Genomic DNA, 19,766 nt, shown 5'->3' on the forward strand with positions numbered 1-19,766 from the left:
AAAAAGGGTTTTTTATTTGAAAAAACACACAATTATTGGTAAGGACACCAAAAGAAATAAAAAAATAAAGGAGACAAAATGCAAGAACAATTGAGTTCAACTCAAACAACCGTCGAAAGGCTTAATTTGTTAATGCAAGAACAACAAAATAAGTTGGATAAACATAAAGAAGACATCCTATCTTTAAGAACGCAAATTTTTAATCAAAAAAACGATATTACCGCCAAAGATGAATTAATCCAACAAAAAATAAACGAATTAAACGATAAAAACAAGGAATTAAACAAAAGAGAAAAAGAAAATAATCTTTTAGAAGAGGATAAAAATCGCTTAAATAACGAAATAAAAGATTTGAACCGTAATATTGATGTTCAAATGGAAGTGTTATCGCAACAAGCATTGACCATGCAACAACTGCAAAAAGATAAGACGGTTTTAGAAAAACAGTTGTTATCCAAAAAACAAGAAATCGAATCCCATCAAACTTTAAGTCAATACGAAAAACAAACGTTAATAGGAACCATTGATTATCAAAAAAGTATTTTAGTGGACAATCAAAGACAATTAGACGAAATGCAAGAACAATTAAGTTCTGCCCAAAAAAAGATTGCAAAACTTAATGTAATAATTAAAGAATATAAAGAACAAATTGCACAAAAAGAAGAAGCTATTGTTGACTTAAAAAACCAAATAAAGGATAAAAGCGAAGAAATTAAACGCAATAATACAACAATTAAACAAAAAGTGCAAGCTTTAGAGGATAAACAAGCTGAATTAGCCCAAAAAGAACAAAAAAATACTCTTTTAGAAGAAGAAAAAAACTGTTTAACTAATGAAATAAACGATTTAATCCGTGATATCAATTCTCAAAGAGAAACGCTATCGCAACAAAAAAAATCTATTCAAGAGTTGCAAACAGATAAAACTGTTTTAGAGGGACAATTGTTATCTAAAGAAGAAGAAATTAAACATCATCAAAATTTAAGTCAAAACGAAAAACAATCTTTATTAGGTGTTATTGATCAACAAAAAAATCTTTTAGCAGAACAACAAAACCAATTAAACGATATTCAAGACCGATTAGAGAATTCTCAAAAAGAAATAGACAAGCTTAAAAAAACCATCCAAGATTATCAACAACAATTAGACCAACAACAAGAAAAAATTATAACCTTACAAAATGCAATAAAGGCTAAAAACGACGAAATAAGTATAAATAATGAAATAATTAAACAAAAAGTCCAAGAATTAGAAAGCAAACAAGAGCGATTAGTCCAAGGAGAAAAAGAAAATAATCTTTTAGAACAAGACAAAAACCGATTACAAAACGAAATCAAGGATTTAATTAGTGATATCGATTCTTTTAAAAATAAGTTATCTCAACAAGAAGCATCCATAGAAGAACTACAAACAGATAAAACTACTTTGGAAAGTCTTTTATCTTCCAAAGAACAAGAAATTAAATTTCTTCAAATTTTAAACCAACAAGAAAAACAACTTTTACAAGAGTCAATTAATCATCAAAAAATTCTTTTACAAGAAAATCAAAACCAATTAAACCAAACTAAAAATAAATTAGATTCATCTCAAAAAGAGATAGAAAAACTTAAAAAAACCATCCAAGATTATCAACAACAATTAGACCAAAGGCAAAATGATATTGATGAACTAAAAAAACAAATTACAGAACAAATTGCTAAAATAGATCAAAAATCAGAAGAAATTCAAAACAAAAATATTGAATTAGAACAAAAGCAAACCCAATTAAGAGATGGAGAAAAACAAAATAATCTCTTAGAAAAAGACAAAAATAAATTAAATGCAGAAATAAAAATTTTAATGAGTGATATTGAAACTCAAAAAAAAGACTTAAAGCAACAAGAACAATCCATCCAAAAATTGCAAAGAGATAAAAATAACTTAGAAGAAGAATTATTACTAAAAGAAACAGAAATTCAAACTCTTCAAACTTTAAGTAAAAAAGAGAAACATTCTTTGCAAATAACCATCAATCATCAAAAAAATATTTTAAAAGAGAATCAATCACAACTAGACAAAACTAAAGAACAATTAAGAACTGCTTATTTTAACATTCAAGAACAAGAAAAAAAGTTAAAAAAACACGATCAAGAATTTAAATATTTGAAAGAATTTTATGATAATACTTTAGATAGATTAGAAACTATCATTGAAAATTCACAAAAACAAAAAGAAAAAAGCGATCAATTTATTGTGGGCAAATATCAAGAAATACTTGAATTAACAAAAAAAGAATTAAAAGATGAAGCCAAAGAAAGAATCAAATTAACACAAACAGAAACAGCAACTGCGAGATTTTTAAAAGATACTACTCGTTTACACAGTTTTAAAGATGTTATCGGAATGGAAAAGGAAAAAGAACAACTTTTAGAAAGTTTATCTTATTTAAAGAGTCCTGAAGAATATAAAAACATGGGCGTTAAAAAACAACCTAGAGGAGTTTTGTTGTACGGACCGCCAGGCACAGGTAAAACATATTTAGCTGAAGCTTTTGCCAAAGAATCAGGCTTACCTTTTTACGCTGTTACTTCTGCAGATTTTTCCCGAAGTTATGTAGGAGAAGGACCGAGAATTATAGAAAATCTTTTCGAAGAAGCGCGCAAACATTCTCCATGTATTATTTTTATAGACGAGTGTGAAAGTATTTTTAGAAAACGTAATACTGATGGTTTAACTTCAGACCATGGGAATATGATTTCCTCTTTTTTATCACAAATCGAAGGTATTTATACAGATCCTGATAAAACTGTTTTTATTATAGCGGCCACCAACTTTAAAGATGAAATAGATATCGCCGTTTTAAGTCGTTTTAATAAACTGATTGAAATAGATTATTGGAAAGAAGAAGAGTTGAAAACTTTTGTTAAAATGATTTCTAAAAATTATAAATTAGATGTTCGTGCTTATAAATATTTAGAAAAAATTATGGAACAGATTTGTAAATTCGATAATAATTTTTTAAAATCACCAAGAAAAATCATTGAAATTTTAGACCAAGCGGCAGGGATAGCTATTGAAATACATCGCCATTTAAACATTTTACCTATTGATTTACAATTAGCTTTCGATAGAATTTCACAATCAGAAACTTTAGTAGATTGGGAGAAACATGCCCATGACAAACCTGATATGGCTTTTTTATCGACAATGAAAGAATATAAAAACATTCTTTTGAAACATCTTTTCAAAGATAGTCCTTTCTCCTTTTCTGAAAAGAAATATTTTGATTTAATCAATAATCATTATCAAAAATATAAAAAAGCCGGTTATAATAAATATCTAAGCAACGAAATAGACAGTATTTCCTTTTCAGATGATAAAGACAAAATCAAAAAAACATATAATGATGAAAACCCTTTGCCAGAAGGTTTATTAGGTGTTTATTTTGAAGATAAGGAAAATACAGACTCCACCAAAAGACGTTCAGAAATTCAAAAAATTGACAGCTTAGAAGAAATTTTAAAAACGGGTATGAAAAAAGTTCATCAGATTTATTTAATTTGGGACTATGAAAAATTAAAAATCAATCAACAAACAGCACACATGTTAATAGATAAATTTTGCTATAAATATCCTTTTTTAAGAGGTGATGCTTTTTTTCAAACGCAAATCTTACAAAAAGCTAGAGAAATCGATAATAACGAAGCAGAAATAGAACAATTTATTTTGAAATTTTTAGATGAAAACATTAAACAACCTTTAATAAATAATGTTTTTAGTCAAATAGTAGCTCAAAATCTTTTAATCGAAGAAAAAGATAAATTAGAAATTAAAAAGATAATTGCTGATAAATTGGATTTTTTAATATTTTCTCCTCATATTTTGACTTTAGAGAAACTGCAATTCGCACTCCTGTCAGAAACTAAAACTTATTTAGAAGTTAACAAAAAACAAATATTAGAACAACAAATAGACCGTATTATTGAAGAATTAAAATTAAATAATATGCTTTTCACTTCTCAACAGATCAAGTATTTCCAAATAGATTTAAAAAAAGAAGTTTATAACGAATTAGTGAATTTAATGAAAAGAAAAAACCATATTTCTTTAGACGAAGTCAAATCCAATATTAAAGACAATTCCGCTTTATTAATAGGTAGACTTTTTTATCAAATATGGCAAACAATATACCCTAAATTGCATATTGAGATAGTGGAGTATGAAAAAAACTCTTTAATAACGCTTCTACAAAACAAAGTTAAGAAAAATTTATTTTTTACCAATTGTTCTTTAGAAGAAATAGTGGATCTTTTGCAACAAGAAATAAATACATATGAAAATAATTTTGAAGAAAGGTTAAAAGAAAAAGTATCCGCAACGGTGCATAAATGCATTTTAATCGATCATATTTTAGAAGAACAACCTAACACCGAAACCATCGAATTAATTTCTAAAGGGGCTTTTTTAGTAGCGCAAAAAGAATCACAACAACCAGATGTTACCGAAAAGAAAATTCAACAAGAAATATATGATTTTATCAAAAATTATCGTATTAAAAATACTCATTCTTCTGAAATGTATGCTTGGATTAAACATAATTTTTATATTATCTTTTTAACTTTAATGATGTTATATATTTTAATTAATTCTGCGAATAAAAATCAAAAACGCCGCTATTAATTGCAAAAAAATATTTTTCCTGGCCGTTTCTCTTTGAGAGATAACGGCTCTTTTTTTAATTTCTTAATAAAAATAAATAAATTTTCCTCAATAATATTGTTTGATAATCGGTTAAAATATGTTATTATATTATTATTAATTCATAAATTATTAACTTTTTTTGTTAAAACATTTTAGACTTTATTAAAAAAATGTTTCCAAAAAGAAATTAATATTTAGAAAAATTCAAACAGTGACGCAATTTTTTTATTAAAAAATAAAATTTAAAAGGAGTTTATTGCATTTATGACGCAAAATTTTAATAATTTTGATGAGTTTTTGCATTTTGAGCAAAACCATCCTAACAAAAATCCTCATAAAAAGAAAGATTGGCTCAACATTATCAAAAATATCACTAGCATCTTATTGAATGTTTTGTTAATTATCGGTGTTTTTTGCTTCATAATAACAAAAACAATAATGTCGGGCGATGATACTACGTCAAATAAAGAAGAAAATTCATGGACTAAAGATAAATTGATCAAAACTTATGATAAAACATTTGAAGATTTTTATGGTTATGCAAACGAAAAAAACGAATTAAAAAAATTAGTGGAATATGCTAAAAATCCTAAAAAAGGCGAAGCAGAAAGAGGAGTTATACTTTATGGACCGCCAGGAACAGGTAAGACTTTTTTGGCAAAAACTTTAGCAGGAGAGTTGAAAGGTATAAGTCCTATTTATTCCGCAACTGGTTCAGATTTTGTCGAAAAATACGTTGGCGTAGGAGCTTCTCGAATCAGAAATCTTTTTAAAACAGCGAAAGAAAAAGCGATTAAAGACAATAAGAACACTTATTTTATTTTTATTGATGAAATAGAAACCATCGGTAGAGCAAGAAGTAAAAGCAATGATAATAACCATTCAGAACATGAATCTACTTTAAACGCTTTATTAGCCAATTTAGACGGTTTTAATAAAAATAAAAACGAACCGCAAGCCATTATTATTGGGGCTACTAATAGATTTGACCTTTTAGATGATGCTTTAACGAGACAAGGTCGCTTAGGCAAACACATATATATGGGTTTGCCGGATTTAAAAACTACTGAAAAATTATTAGAAGGTAGTTTGAAAAGGTCTGGTTTGAAAATGTTTTCCCAAGAAAACAAAAAAAGTCTAGATCAAAGAATTAAAGAAATTGCCGAAACAATTCATCTATTCGGTTTCAGTGCGGCTCAAATTGATTCACTAGCTAAAAAAGTTAAAGAACTTGAAAATGAAAAGAAAAAAACTGCATCTTCAGAAGTTACTAATGAAGAAATATATAATTTAATGGACGAAGTTCTTTTAGGTCCTATTTCTACAAATGAATTAAACGAAGAAGATAAAGTAAGAGTTGCTATCCATGAAATGGGGCATGCTATATTAGCTCATAAATTAGATCGTAAAGTTGTTCGTGTAACTATCGAACGTAGAGGACAAGCTGACGGTTATACTTTGATTTTACCTAAAAAAGCGAGTAATTTTCCTACTAAAAAAGATTTAGAAAAAAGCATTCAAATATCATTAGGAGGAAGAATTGCAGAAGAATTTTTTTACGGAGACGGACAGTTTAGCGTAGGAGCTAGCGATGATTATAAAAAAGCTTATTCATTAGCGTCTCAAATGGTGACGAAATACGGAATGTTACCTGATTCTAATGCTTCAAGTTCTAGCAACAAAATACCTTTAATGGTTTTTAATTCTAAAATGGAGTCTGAAACGCAAAAATGGATTAAAAAAATAGTGAACCATTCTTATGATGAAGCTTTAAAATTATTTGAAAGTTCCATTTCGTCTCCCGAAAATTTAAAAGGTAAGGGGCAGCAAGACTTAACTGAAAAAATAACTGGAAAAACTTTACCTTCAAATGATAAATTGTTAAATGTCATAAACAAGCTTTACAAAGAGAGAAAAATTTACGAAAAAGATATGAATTATTTATTATGTGATCAAAAATAGTAAAAAAATCTCAACAATAAAAAATCCATTAAAACTAAACTAAATCACATTAGATATCTTTATAATAAAAAGACAAAACTTTCTATCAATTCCAAGTTTTGTCTTTTTTTGTTTTAGATAAAAATCTTTTTTTGATAAATAAATCAAAAGAGCAAAAAAATCCTCCTTAATGAAATAAAAAAACCAATTTGTTTTTTTATAACAAATTGGTTTAAATATTGCGATAAAATAAAATCTTTTAGTAAATTAGAAGAGAGTTTATTATTATCTAGGTTGAATTTGTAAAAGTTTTTTCTCGTAATAAACATTATCTTTAGATTGAACTTGTTTAACAAAACGATCAGAAATTTCAAAAACAGTTTTATTAGAAAGATGTTTGATGTTTCCGATATTTTTGCCATAAATGTTAAATTTATCGTTTAAAATTTTTAAAAATACTGGTGGATTAATTCCGTCTTCTCTGCCTAAATTAATAGTTAATTCGGTCATTTGGTCTCTGCTGCCAAATCTACCAAATTTATTATTATTGGAGAAGTTAGAATTACTTTTCCTGCCGTAATTTTCTCTTCTGTTGTCGGAACCATAACTGTTAGAATTGTTGAATCTGCTAAAGTTGTTATTTCTGTAATTGTTACGAGTGTTTTGGTAACTTGAAAAACCACCGAAGGATTTTGGTTCAGCTATTTCTTCATATTTTTTACTTTTAGGCATTAAGTGACTTAATAAATTGTTAATAATTGTTTTGTCATCGAATTTTTCTAATAAAGCTTCTGTTAAAGTTGCTGCTTTATTGTTTTCTTCTGGATTTTGTTCGATTAATTCAAAAATTTTAGTTTCAAATAATTTATTTTGTTCTTGTTTAATTTCTTCTATTGAAGGGATATTAACAGCAGTTATTTTTTCTTTTAAATAATTTTCTAATTTTTTCAATTGAGAAACTTGTTGAACGCTGATTAAACTGTAAGCAACACCTTTTTTACCGGCTCTACCGGTTCTACCGATTCTGTGTACGTATACTTCGTCTTCATGCGGTAAATCAAAGTTAATAACCATTTTAATGTCATCAATATCTAATCCTCTAGCGGCTACATCGGTAGCGACCAAGATTTTAATATTTTTTTTACGGAAACTATTCATTACGTGTTGTCTTTGGTTTTGTTTTAAATCGCCGTGAATAGCGTCAGCTAAAAAATCTCTTTCTTGTAAGTAAGATAAGATATTATCAACATCTTTTTTTGTATTAGCAAAAATAATTGCTGATTCAGGATTTTTTTGATCTAAAAGACGAACTAAAAGTTTACTTTTGTCAAAATGTTTAACAATAAAATAAAATTGTTCAATCGATTTAACAGCGATATTTTGTTGTAAAACTTTTAATACTTTAGGGTTGTTTTGGTATTTAGAAGCTATTTTCTTAATGGAAAAAGGCAAAGTAGCTGAAAATAAAGCTGTTTGTTTTTCTTTAGGAATTTGGCTTAAAATAGTTTCTAAAGCATCTTGGAAACCCATTTTTAACATTTCATCAGCTTCATCAAGAGTTAAAATTTTAACTGCTGATAAATCAACTTTTTTTCTATCTAAAAGATCGATCATTCTACCTGGAGTAGCGATAATGATTTGCGGCTTTAAATCAAGTTGATGGAATTGTTTGATGTAAGATTCTCCACCGTAAACTACTGCTGTTCTAATTTCTCTGTGAAATTTTAATAATTTTTTAATTTCTTGAGAAACTTGTAAAGCTAACTCTCTTGTAGGGCACAATATTAAAGATTGTGTTTTAGCTAATTTTGGATCTATTTTTTCAATGGTAGGGATGCCGAAAGCGAAAGTTTTCCCTGTTCCGGTTTGAGATTGAACAATAATGTCATGCCCTTGTATCATTTCTGGTATTGCCATAGCTTGAACTGATGTAGGAATTGAAAAATTTAACTCTTCTAAAGCTTTTTCCGTTTGTGGCAATAAATTTAAATCTGTGAATAATATACTCATTTATTTTTTCCTCTATTTCTATTAATAATAATTTTTCTATTTAATAAAAAAATTTTATTTTCCTAAGAAATATAATATACCCTACTTTAGTTGAGTATAGAATTATCTTTCATTATATTAAAAAAATATTTTTTAATTAAAAAAGATAAAATTTTGATAAAATATCCATTAATCTTAATGTTGCTTTATATCTGGTGGTTTTAATGTTATACTGAACAAAAAATATATAATCAATTTATTTATCTTTATTAATATGTAAGTAAGAATATTTATCTATTTAAGATTTAAATAATAAAGTCAATGTTACTATTAATTTTATTTATACAAAAAATACTCATAATAAAAAATATTGTTTCATTGATTAAAATTAAATAAATGTAAAAATTTTAATTCTTAAATAAACCAGATTTAAAATGATATATTTCAATAAAATATACAAGCATCAGAATCAAAATCCAAAAGAAACAAATAAATATAAACATGAGTATATTTATTTTATGAAAAAATTAATATAAAATAAATTTAATTCTTTATTATCGCTTTCTTACTTCGTCAAATAATATTTATATTTCGAAGAAAATAATTATTTCACTTTATTATACCTTATTATTATACTAAAATAAACAAAACTTTAAATAAAAAGGTGTCTTTTGTTAAAAATAGTTAATAAAGGTTCGGTTGAAATTTGCAGAATTATCTTTTTTTGAAAGAAAATAACCTTTTGTTTCTTGACTTTTTGGCAAAAAGAAGGAGCATAATATAAATAATCCTATTGATTCAATGAGAGATTTTAGTCAGGGCACTTTGGCATGGTTAAGGAAGAATGATTGAAATGGACTATCATATTTTATTTAATATAAAAAATATTTCAAATTTTTTGATATAGAAAAAATATAAATACGAAAGAAGGTTGTTTAATGACAAAAAATATAAGCGAATTTAGAAAAAAAATTGTAACTACTTTAATATTTTTTATCACTTTTTTGACTTTATTTACTGGAAAACACGTTCATACTTTTAACCCGGAAGATTATGAAATAGATTATAATAGAAAACATAATATTCACGCTTGGAAACATAAAGACGACCACACTTTCAATAGCGGCGGGTTCTTTGACTGGAATTTTGATAAGAATGTTTCAAACGATTGAATGTTTAAGTTTTCTTGATTTGTTTTTTCTTATTCGTTATACTAACTTTGCTAATGTTTTTCATTTTATTTTTATGACTTTTTTGTATAAACGTCAAAAAATAAAAGTTAATGACGGTTTTCGTTTCTTTTTGAAAATGATTTTTGTGATATATTGATTCATCAACCTTATTAGTTTTTATTATTATTTACATTATTATGGTGCAGAATATAACCTTTTATACATTGCTTTAATTATAATAGTAGGAATGATAATTGATGTTTTTGGTTTTATAGTGATGTCTTTACTTTGGGTCAATATTTTAGATCAATTAGATCGTTTCATAGAATGAAAAATTGAGAAAAACATGAGTTTTTAATCATTAATTTATTATTTGTTAGTTTTTATGAAATATTTTCAACTATCGTCTCACTTGTGATGGACATTATGCAATTAATTAGAATACATTATAAGGACAATTGATAATTATTAAATCAACCTCTTTATAGCGTTAAAAAATTATTTAAATAGAAAAAAGAAGATTTTTCGTTTTTGTCTTCTTTTTTCTATTTTTTTCGTATAAAATATAAATGGGGATGTTTTTGGTTTCGACATGGTTAATGAGTTTTATTTATCATATCTTGGTTACCGCAAGTAAAAACGCTCGAGGTCATAAATAAACGGCAATACACAAGATAATTATGAAAGCGAATCAACAACTTATAACGGTTTAGGTTACGCTCCAAAATTAACAAGAGCAACTGCTTCTTGTTAATCTAAAAACGGTTTATAAATGTTTTCTGTAAAAAATTTTTTTAAAGAAAACTTTTTATTAATCATTTTTTATTCTTCTGTAAAACTGAGTTTATCTTTTAAACCGGTTTCATTATTTCCTTCAATATAATTATTTTTTTCTTTTTATAATCATATAAATTATTAAACTATTTCTTTTTTAAAGAAATAGTTTCCATTTTATACCACTTTTGTTTGTTTTTGAAAAACAAAATAAATATGTAGAATGAATAAAACAAGTTAACTTTGCACAGGGGTTCGAATCCCCTCATCTCCACCAACAGAACCAACAGAAATAATAAAGATCATTAAATTGATTTTCTGAAGTTTTTTTATAAATAATCCTCCCTAATGAACATTCGAAAACAAAAAAAACATATTTTTTATCATAATAGAGATATATTGTGATAAAAAATATGTTTTTAAGTTAATATGATAAAAAATATTTCCCAAATGTTATTAGGAAATATTTTTCCATCTTATTAATTATAAAAAATTAACGAAATCTTGAGGTTTTAATTTAAAAGGTGTTTTTTTTTGGCCTTTTTCTCCTTCGGGAAATGGTTTTTCTTTTCCTACGGAAATTAAAATAAGAGGTAAATAATTACTAGGTATATCAAAAAGTTCGTTTACTTGATCAAACTTGCAACCTCCGATAAAACCTCCGTTATAATCAAACTTTTGCAAAGTAGCCACAAAATTAAGACCTACAATGCCTCCTTCTAAAAATAATTCATTATGTAATTGGTTCTCTTGCATAGAAGAATAATTTTCTTTAATTTTTTTTAAAACGGATTCTTTTCTTTCCAGAGTGATTTCCTTATTTAACCATTTTTGTTGATAAATATATTCGCTATTTTTGGCTTTATTTAGATCTCCAAACAACAAAACCATAGCTGAACTAGTTTCCAATTGGGTTAAATTACCCTTTAAACAAGTTTTTAATTTATTTTTGTTTTCTTGACCTTCTATGACAAAAAAACGCCATGGTTGCAAGTCAAAAGAAGAAGGAGTGAAAAGTATGTCTTGAAATATTTTATCCCAAGTTTCTTTATTGATTTTGTGGCCTTTTTCAAACAATCTAACTGTTTTAATTTTCATTTTACTTTCCTTCGTTTTATGTTGTCTTTTATAATTTTGGTCAATAAATAAAATTTTTATAAAAACATTTACATTGTATTTTAACAAATTTTATTTATCTTAAAAGAAAAAAGAAAGAAAAATTTTATACTAAGAACAAAATTTCTTCCTATTAAAAATCTTTTCCACTAAACAATATTTTATACAATTTTTTGATAAAAAACAATACAAAATAGAAATGGTTTTTAAAAAAACGCAATATGATGAATAAAAAAAAAAATATAATCCTTTTTAAGATTATAATTCTGTTTTTGCTTTTTTCTAGTTATTTAATTTATAAATTTATCCAAGACAGACAAATAAATATTTCAGAAGAAGCGCAAACATCTTTAGAAAAACAAAATATTCAATTATCTAATGACTTAACTAAACACAAACAAGATATAAAAAATAAATATGATGAATGGCTAAAGCAAAATAAGGTTTTAACGCAACGATTATCCGCTTTACAAAAAGACAAAGAAAACTTAGAAAAACAAAATATACAATTAAAAAGCGAGAAAGAAGAATTGATGTCTCTGCAAGTCGACTTGCATTCTAAAATAGAGACTTTAAAAATTGAAAGTTCTCAATTAAAAGACGAAAAAGTAAAACTTTTTAACCAAAAATTAGATTTTCAAACTAGATATGATTTATTAGAATACGACCTTGCTAATTTAAAATTAGAAAAGAATGATTTAGAAGCTCAAAATAAACAATTAAATGTTGACAAAGAAATTTTAAACACTGAAAAAGAAACTTTAAAAACTGAAAAAATAAACTTAAAAAAAATTACCGATTTAAACGCTGAAAAAGAAATTTTCATTTTGGAAAAACAAGAGCTACAAAAACAAATAGAAAACTTAGAAAAACAAAAGACTGGTTTAAATGACGAAAAAAAAGGGTTAAATGATGAAAAGGCCGCATTAGAAAGTCGAAACACACAATTAAGAGCTGAAAAAGAAACTTTAATCGCTGAAAAAAACCAATTAGAAAGTAAAATAACAACATTAATAGCTGAAAAAGAATCTTTTACTTTGCAAAAACAAAGTTTGCAAAACCAAATCGAGTCCTTAGAAAGAGACAAAAACCAATTAAACGATGACAAAAGGGTTCTTGCTTCTCAACAGGCAGAAAATAAAAATAAAATAGATGTTTTAGAGAATGACAAAGAAAAATTAATTACTGAAAGAGCGACTTTAACAGCTGAAAAAACTCAATCAGACAGCCTAATTGCCTCATTAATAGCTGACAAAAAGGCATTAAATATACAAACAAACAGTTTACAAGCTAAAATAGAAACTTTAGAAAAAGAAACGACTAAATTAAACAAAGAAATAACAGATTTAAAAAAAGCCAAAACAACATTAGAAAAACAAAATAAGACATTAATAGATGATTTGAGAAAAGAAAAACAGAAAAAAACTGCAGCGCCCAATAAACTCAATAAAAAAAAGAAACCTTAAAAAAGTTAAAAAATTTGTTTAAATAATTAGCACATTTAGAACAAGCTTTTTTCACTAATCATAATTCTAATCAGAATTAAAGGTAAAAAAGACCACTGTAAATGGAAAAATATTATATAATTTTAATATAAACTTTTTTCTATTGTTTATATGAAAATAATAAATCAAAAAAGTGAGCAACCCACAATTATGTCTCATTTATTCAAAACTTTACCGAATAATTTTTTTCAAATTTTATCTTCTCCTAATAAAGATATTTATATCGATTGCCTTTTGTTGTTAGAAAATCTTACCAATAAAGATAATAATAATTACATTGAAAAAGAATTCGCAATCAACACTTTAGAAAATTATTTCAACGAGAAAAACAAACATTTAGCAACTGAAGAAAAAGAACCTATTGAAGAAATAGATAAAACAGCGATCAACAACCATCAAAAAGCTTTCAGAGTTATTTCTATCTTTAAAAAAAACGGTTGGTTGGGCGAAGAAAGAATTAATTATAATACGATTAATTTAAATTTTTTTGATTATAGTTTAGAAATGATTAATTTTTTTAAAAAAACTCTGAACGAAATTAAACCAGAATCGATCGGGAATATTTATAGTGTTTATTCTCTTTTGAAGTTTTTTTTAGTAGAAAAAAATTACGCTAATTTTCATGAAGCATTTTCTAAAACGCAAAATCTGCTAGTAAAATTAAAAATTTTAAAAGCTAATATTTATCGTTTTTATCATCAATTATTAAACACTGATTTTCAATCAAATGTACAAGATATTTTAGAACAATTGTTGTTGAATTATAAAAAAAATTTTTTTGATTCGTCTTATTATTTTTTAAAAACAGCGGATAATTTTTTTAAATACAGAAGACAAATTAATTTATTTTTAGAAGAAATACAAGATAACTCGCTTTACATTGAATCTCTGGCGAAACAGATTCAATATATTTATGGCTGTTCAGAAAAACAATCTTATTCCATGGTTTTGGAACAAATTGAACAAATGAAAGAAAATTTTAAAACAGCTGATCAATTTATTGAAATGATAGACCAAAAAAACGAACAATATTTAAAAATAGCTTGCGATAGGATTTTGTTTTTCAACAATAAAAAAGAAAATTTACAAAATATTTTGAATTATGGTTTAAAAATAGTTCTTAATAACCAAATAGAATATCAAGAATTTTTCAATCTTTATCCAATGAAAAATTTAGATCAACAATCCTTTTATAAACCTCGAAGAGTGAAACAAGAAATAGGAATTTCTTCTTTAGACTATATTTCTGAAGAATCAGAAAATATTTTGGCTCAAAAGAAAAAAACTTTTTTAAATAGAGATTTGTTTTATAATAAAAAAAATATTAATCTTTATGTAGAAGAAATGTTAAAACAAAAAAACCCTTTTAAAGGCTCAGAAATTATTTTAAATAATGATCGCGATATATCGCGTTTAATTCTTATTTTTATTTATTCTAAATCTTCAGCTAAAAAAAATATTTATCGTATTGAACCTTTGCACCAAAAAGTAACCTGCAATAATATCTCTTTTTCTGATTTTTTAATTTTTAAAAAAGAATGATTTAAAGGTTAAAAATAATTTTTTAAGACTAGATATTAATGACGAATTCAGATGATTTTTTTCTTGTTGTAGAATATAAATCATATAGGAAAAAAATATTTTTCGGTTATAATGGTTGATGGAAAGAGCCATCTTTTTCCAAAAAATCATTAGAATAAATATTTTGAGGACCTTAAATGATGAAATTTTTTGGCATAAAATCCATTTATCATAAATTTTTCTTATTCTTTTTAATTTTTTTGCTGTTTTTAAACTTTACCCTAAGTTTTTGGTTCATTAGTTCCATGAGGGAAGAAAACCAATATTTAAAGCAAAAATATGAGAATTTTACCAAACAAATATTTAAAATTAAAATTGATCCACAGATTGAAAATTGTTATGATTTGTTGACAAAAAAATAGTTCAAAAAAACCACTTTTTTAGCGACGGTAAAACCATTGATTTTATTGAAGAATTTAACGAAAACGAACAATTAAAACAAAAAACCTTTTTTCAAATAGACGGTAAAACCAGAAATTTTATAGAAATTTATGATATAAATTCTCATATAATAAGAAAGATTTTTTTTAGAACAGACGGACAAAGGATAGAAAAAATTATTGAATATAATCGACCGAACCGATTGGCCACAGAAACCGTCTTTCAAGAAGATGGACAAACGGTTCAAAAAATAATTAAAAAGACTTACAACACCGGAATTAAAACTAGCTAAGCAATATTTCGGATCATATTTAATCCTTGAAAACTCTCTGATTAAGAATTAAAAAAACTAATTTAGTTTTTTTTTATTATTTTTAGCTTGTTTTAATTATGCCAAAATTTGCCAATATACCTCTTTTAGCTTATCTTTGAAACTTGTTTATCTCCTTTGGTAAAAATTTTTTTTGATAAAAATAAATTAAAAGTGATAAAATAAAAAAATAAAATTATTTTTTTATCTTGAAGAAAATAAACAATATAAATTTGAATTTTGAAATGTTTTGGAAAATAAACTTATTAAAATTCAATTAAAAAAGGAAACATAAATCATGAAATTTAGCCAATTCCCATATCAAAGACCCAATATAGAAGAAATTAAAAAAAATATTTTACCAGTAATCGAAAATTTCTCTGATTACTCTTTAGAAAAACAAATTAAAAGTTTAAAAGAAGTTAATAAAATAACAGATGAAATTAATTCTATGGCAACTTTAGCGAGCATACGTAATAGCGTGAATACAAAAGATCCTTTTTATCAAGAAGAACAAGCTTTTTGGGATCATAACGGTCCTCTTTTGTCCGAATGGCAATTTAATCTTTCTCAAAAAATAGTCCAAAGCAAACATTATGAATGTTTAATCAAAGAATTTGGCGAATTATTGTTTCAAAAAACTCATTTATTTTTAAAAACTTTTGATGCTAAAATAATACCTTTTTTACAAAAAGAAAATGCTTTAACTACTGAATATGAAAAATTAATCGCTGATCCTTCGGTTAATTTTAGAGGCGAAAAATACAATTTAAGTCAAATGGCTACTTTTTTATCTGTTTCGGATAGGGATACTAGAAAAGAAGCCCAATTAGCTATTTCCGCTTTTTTTGAAAAAAAAGAAAAAGAATATGATCGAATTTATGATGATTTAGTTCAAGTAAGAAATGAAATGTCTCGTCTTTTGGGTTATGAAAATTTCGTTCAATTAGGTTATGACCGTTTAGGGAGAGTAGATTATAATATTGACCAAGTAGCTTCTTACCGTGAAAATATTTTAACCAATGTTTTGCCTTTTTACCATAAAAACTTGACTAAAAAATCTCGTCGTATCGGAATTGATAAACTCCAAAGCTATGATGCTAAATTTAATTTTTTAAGCGGAAATCCTACACCTAAAGGTGGGGTTGATTTTCAAGTTGAACAAGCTAAAAAAATGTATTCTGAAATGTCTGAAGAAACCAACCACTTATTTAATTTATTAGTAGACAAAGAACTTTTAGAATTAGAAAGTAAACCAAATAAAGTAGGCGGAGGTTATTGCACTTACTTACCTAAATTTCAATCTCCTTTTGTTTTTGCTAATTTCAACGGCACAAGCCAAGATGTTGATGTTTTAACTCACGAAATGGGACATGCTTTTCAAGTATATCAAAGTCGCCATTTAATCCCTGAATACCGTTTTCCTACTTTAGAAGCGGCAGAAATTCATTCTATGGGGATGGAATTTTTAGCTTGGCCTTGGATGCATCATTTTTTTAAAGAAGATTCAGAAAAATATAAATTTTCTCATTTATCGGAATCCCTTAACTTTTTGCTTTATGGCGCTTTAGTGGATCATTTTCAAAATGAAGTTTATCAAAAACCTGAAATGACTCCGGAAGAAAGAAAAAAAGTGTGGCGCGAATTAGAACAAAAATATTTACCTTTGCAAAATTTTGAAGAGGATAAATTCTTGCAAAAAGGTGCTTATTGGTATCGTCAAGGTCATATTTTTTCTAGTCCTTTTTATTATATTGATTACACTTTGGCTCAAGTTGTTGCTTTAGAAATATGGGTTTTAAGTCGAGAAAATTATCCACAAACATGGCAATTATATTTATCTTTATGTCAAAAAGGCGGTTCAGAAAGTTTTGTAAATTTATTAAAACATTCTGGTTTAAACAATCCTTTTGAAAAGGATTGTTTAAAAAAAATTGCCATAAAAGTGGATCAATATTTAGACCAAATTAATGATGGAAATTTTTAATTTTTTATCAAATATAACCAAAAATATTTTTTAAAGCGTTTTTGCGTTGTTATAAAAAAAGACTTTTTTCAGTTATGAACTTATTATTGCGATAAATAAAAAGTGTTTTTTTTCTTTTATAAAAAAACTATTTTAAAGATAAAAAAATGGTAAAATATAAATCAAAAAGATATTAAACTAGGCCTTTTTTAAAGGTTAAAAACAATATCTCAGTATTTTTGGATTATCGCAAGAGAAAAGAAAAGAGATTATATTTTTCTTTTTCTCATGGGATGTCTGTAAAATGCTAATTTGTGTGTTATAATAATTAATATGTCATTCATTTAGACTTATTTTAGAGAACAAATTTAAAACATAATGATAGAAATTAAAAGGAAATTAATATTAAGGAGAATAAAATATTATAAATGGTTAAGAGCAACGATTATAATGCTGATAGTATTCAGATTTTAGAAGGTTTAGAAGCTGTTCGGAAAAGACCCGGAATGTATATTGGTTCTACTTCAGAAAAAGGTTTAAACCATTTAGTTTGGGAAATTGTTGATAATTCCATTGATGAAGCGTTAGCTGGTTATGCTGATGAGATTGCCGTGGAAATAATGCCTGATAATGTTGTGCGTGTAACGGATAACGGGAGGGGTATTCCTGTCGGCATTCATCCTAAAACTCAAAAATCCGCTGTAGAAACTATTTTAACTACTTTACATGCTGGAGGAAAATTTGACAATTCTTCTTATAAAGTATCTGGTGGTTTACATGGCGTTGGAGCTTCTGTAGTTAATGCTTTATCCGCTTGGTTTACAGTAGAAATTCATTTTGACAATAAAATACATTATCAAAAATACGAAAGAGGGAATCCTATTACCCCTTTAGAAGTAACAGGTACTACTGATAAAAGAGGAACTGTTATTACCTTTTTACCTGATAAAACGATCTTTGTAGATATGAAAAATTTTTCTTATCAATTGGATGTTTTCAAAAACAAACTTCAACAATTAGCTTTTCTAAATAAAGGGATTAAATTAAATATCACTGATAACAGAAAAGAACCAATTAAACAATTTAATTTTTATTATGAAGGCGGAATTAAAGAATATCTGAAATATTTAAATACAAATAAAAAAGGCTTAAATCAAGACTTTTATCAAGAAACTGAAGTAGAGAATATGACTTTGGAAATTGCTTTCCAATATACGGACGTTTATACTTCTAATATTTATTCTTTCGTGAACAATATCCCTACCCACGAAGGGGGAACACACGAAGAAGGGTTTAAAATGGCTTTGAATAGGATTTTATCTAATTACGCTAAAGATAAAAACTTGTTAAAAAAAGATATGAGTTTTATCGGCGAGGACACTTTAGAAGGAATAACAGCTATTATTTCTTTAAGACATCATGATCCTTTATTTGAAGGTCAAACTAAAGCTAAATTAGGAAATCATGAAGTAAGACAATTTGTTTCTAAACAATTTGGCGAAGCTTTAGAAAGATATTTATTAGAAAATCCGCAAGAAGCTAAAAAGGTTATTGAAAAAATTTTATTAGCTGCCAAAGCGAGAATTGCAGCTAAAAAAGCTCGTGAAGTGACTAGAAGAAAATCGCCTTTAGATTCTTTAGGTTTTGCTTCTAAATTAGCCGATTGTTATAGCAAAGATCCTGCTTCTTCTGAATTATATATTGTTGAGGGTGATTCTGCCGGAGGTTCAGCTAAACAAGGTAGAGATTCTAAATTTCAAGCTATTTTACCTTTAAGAGGTAAAATCATTAATGTCGAAAAATCTCGTTTGGAAAAAATATTAAGCAATAATGAGATCGTTTCTTTGATCCAAGCTATTGGAGCGGGGATTGATAAAGAATTTAACATTAGTAAAGCGCGTTACCACCGCATTGTTATTATGACTGACGCCGATGTAGATGGAGCTCATATTAGAACTTTGCTTTTAACTTTCTTTTTCAGAAATTTAAGACCTTTAATTGAACACGGTTATATTTATTTTGCTCAACCACCTTTATACAAAGTTCAACAAGGTAAAAAAATCAATTATTTTTATAATGAAGAAACTTTAAAAGGCTATTTAGCAACTAATAAAAATAAAATTTCTTTACAACGTTACAAAGGTTTAGGAGAAATGAACCCGGAACAACTTTGGGACACCACTATGAACCCTGAAACACGAACGTTTTTAAAAGTATCTTTAGAAGACGCTTTAGAAGCAGACCGAATTTTCAATATGTTAATGGGAGAAGAAGTTTCTTTCAGAAAAACATTTATCAAAGACAATGCTATTTATGCAGATATAGATATTTAATTTTATTTTTTAACAAAA

10 protein-coding genes are annotated in these 19,766 nt (G+C 26.2%); 8 read left to right on the forward strand and 2 right to left on the reverse strand.

Features of this window, described 5'->3' with window-relative positions; translation table 11 throughout:
- Positions 1–78: 78 nt before the first annotated feature.
- Together RI01_RS00755 and RI01_RS00760 are read left to right on the forward strand one after the other, a co-directional pair.
- Positions 79–4,659, forward strand: coding sequence for an AAA family ATPase (locus RI01_RS00755; protein ID WP_017192754.1), 4,581 nt, complete (start codon positions 79–81; stop codon positions 4,657–4,659).
- 285 nt (positions 4,660–4,944) lie between these two features.
- On the forward strand, positions 4,945–6,642 hold the full coding sequence (locus RI01_RS00760) for an AAA family ATPase (RefSeq protein ID WP_017192755.1): 1,698 nt from the start codon (positions 4,945–4,947) through the stop codon (positions 6,640–6,642).
- Between the two features lie 264 nt (positions 6,643–6,906).
- Here RI01_RS00760 and RI01_RS00765 read toward each other — a convergent pair whose 3' ends face one another.
- Positions 6,907–8,631 carry a DEAD/DEAH box helicase gene (locus tag RI01_RS00765; protein WP_017192757.1) on the reverse strand — a complete coding sequence of 575 codons (1,725 nt, stop codon included), beginning with the start codon at positions 8,629–8,631 and terminating at the stop codon, positions 6,907–6,909.
- A 917-nt stretch (positions 8,632–9,548) separates the two neighbouring features.
- On the opposite strand from RI01_RS00765, the gene RI01_RS00770 reads away from it, so the two are divergent.
- Positions 9,549–9,782: a hypothetical protein gene (locus RI01_RS00770; protein ID WP_017192758.1), complete on the forward strand. Its 234-nt coding sequence runs from the start codon at positions 9,549–9,551 to the stop codon at positions 9,780–9,782.
- 1,257 nt (positions 9,783–11,039) lie between these two features.
- Here RI01_RS00770 and RI01_RS00775 read toward each other — a convergent pair.
- A complete protein-coding gene (locus RI01_RS00775) occupies positions 11,040–11,654 on the reverse strand; it encodes a nitroreductase family protein (protein ID WP_026052431.1) in 615 nt (204 codons plus the stop codon).
- Between the two features lie 242 nt (positions 11,655–11,896).
- Between RI01_RS00775 and RI01_RS00780 the strand changes: the two genes are divergently transcribed.
- The 5 genes from RI01_RS00780 to gyrB all read left to right on the forward strand — a co-directional run bounded on the left by RI01_RS00780 (position 11,897) and on the right by gyrB (position 19,748).
- Entirely contained in the window at positions 11,897–13,138 is a 1,242-nt protein-coding gene (locus RI01_RS00780) for a hypothetical protein (protein ID WP_100217503.1), read from the forward strand.
- Positions 13,139–13,327: 189 nt separating this feature from the next.
- Entirely contained in the window at positions 13,328–14,719 is a 1,392-nt protein-coding gene (locus tag RI01_RS00785; RefSeq protein WP_017192762.1) for a Wadjet anti-phage system protein JetA family protein, read from the forward strand.
- Between the two features lie 397 nt (positions 14,720–15,116).
- Positions 15,117–15,431, forward strand: coding sequence for a DUF2963 domain-containing protein (locus tag RI01_RS04040; protein ID WP_083845872.1), 315 nt, complete (start codon positions 15,117–15,119; stop codon positions 15,429–15,431).
- Between the two features lie 316 nt (positions 15,432–15,747).
- Positions 15,748–17,436, forward strand: coding sequence for a M3 family oligoendopeptidase (locus RI01_RS00795; protein WP_017192764.1), 1,689 nt, complete (start codon positions 15,748–15,750; stop codon positions 17,434–17,436).
- 407 nt (positions 17,437–17,843) lie between these two features.
- Positions 17,844–19,748, forward strand: a complete 1,905-nt coding sequence (gene gyrB / locus RI01_RS00800; RefSeq protein WP_017192765.1) for a DNA topoisomerase (ATP-hydrolyzing) subunit B — start codon at positions 17,844–17,846, stop codon at positions 19,746–19,748.
- The last annotated feature ends 18 nt before the right edge of the window (positions 19,749–19,766 follow it).

The organism is Italian clover phyllody phytoplasma str. MA1, from assembly GCF_000300695.1.
Lineage (GTDB): Bacteria > Bacillota_I > Bacilli_A > Acholeplasmatales > Acholeplasmataceae > Phytoplasma.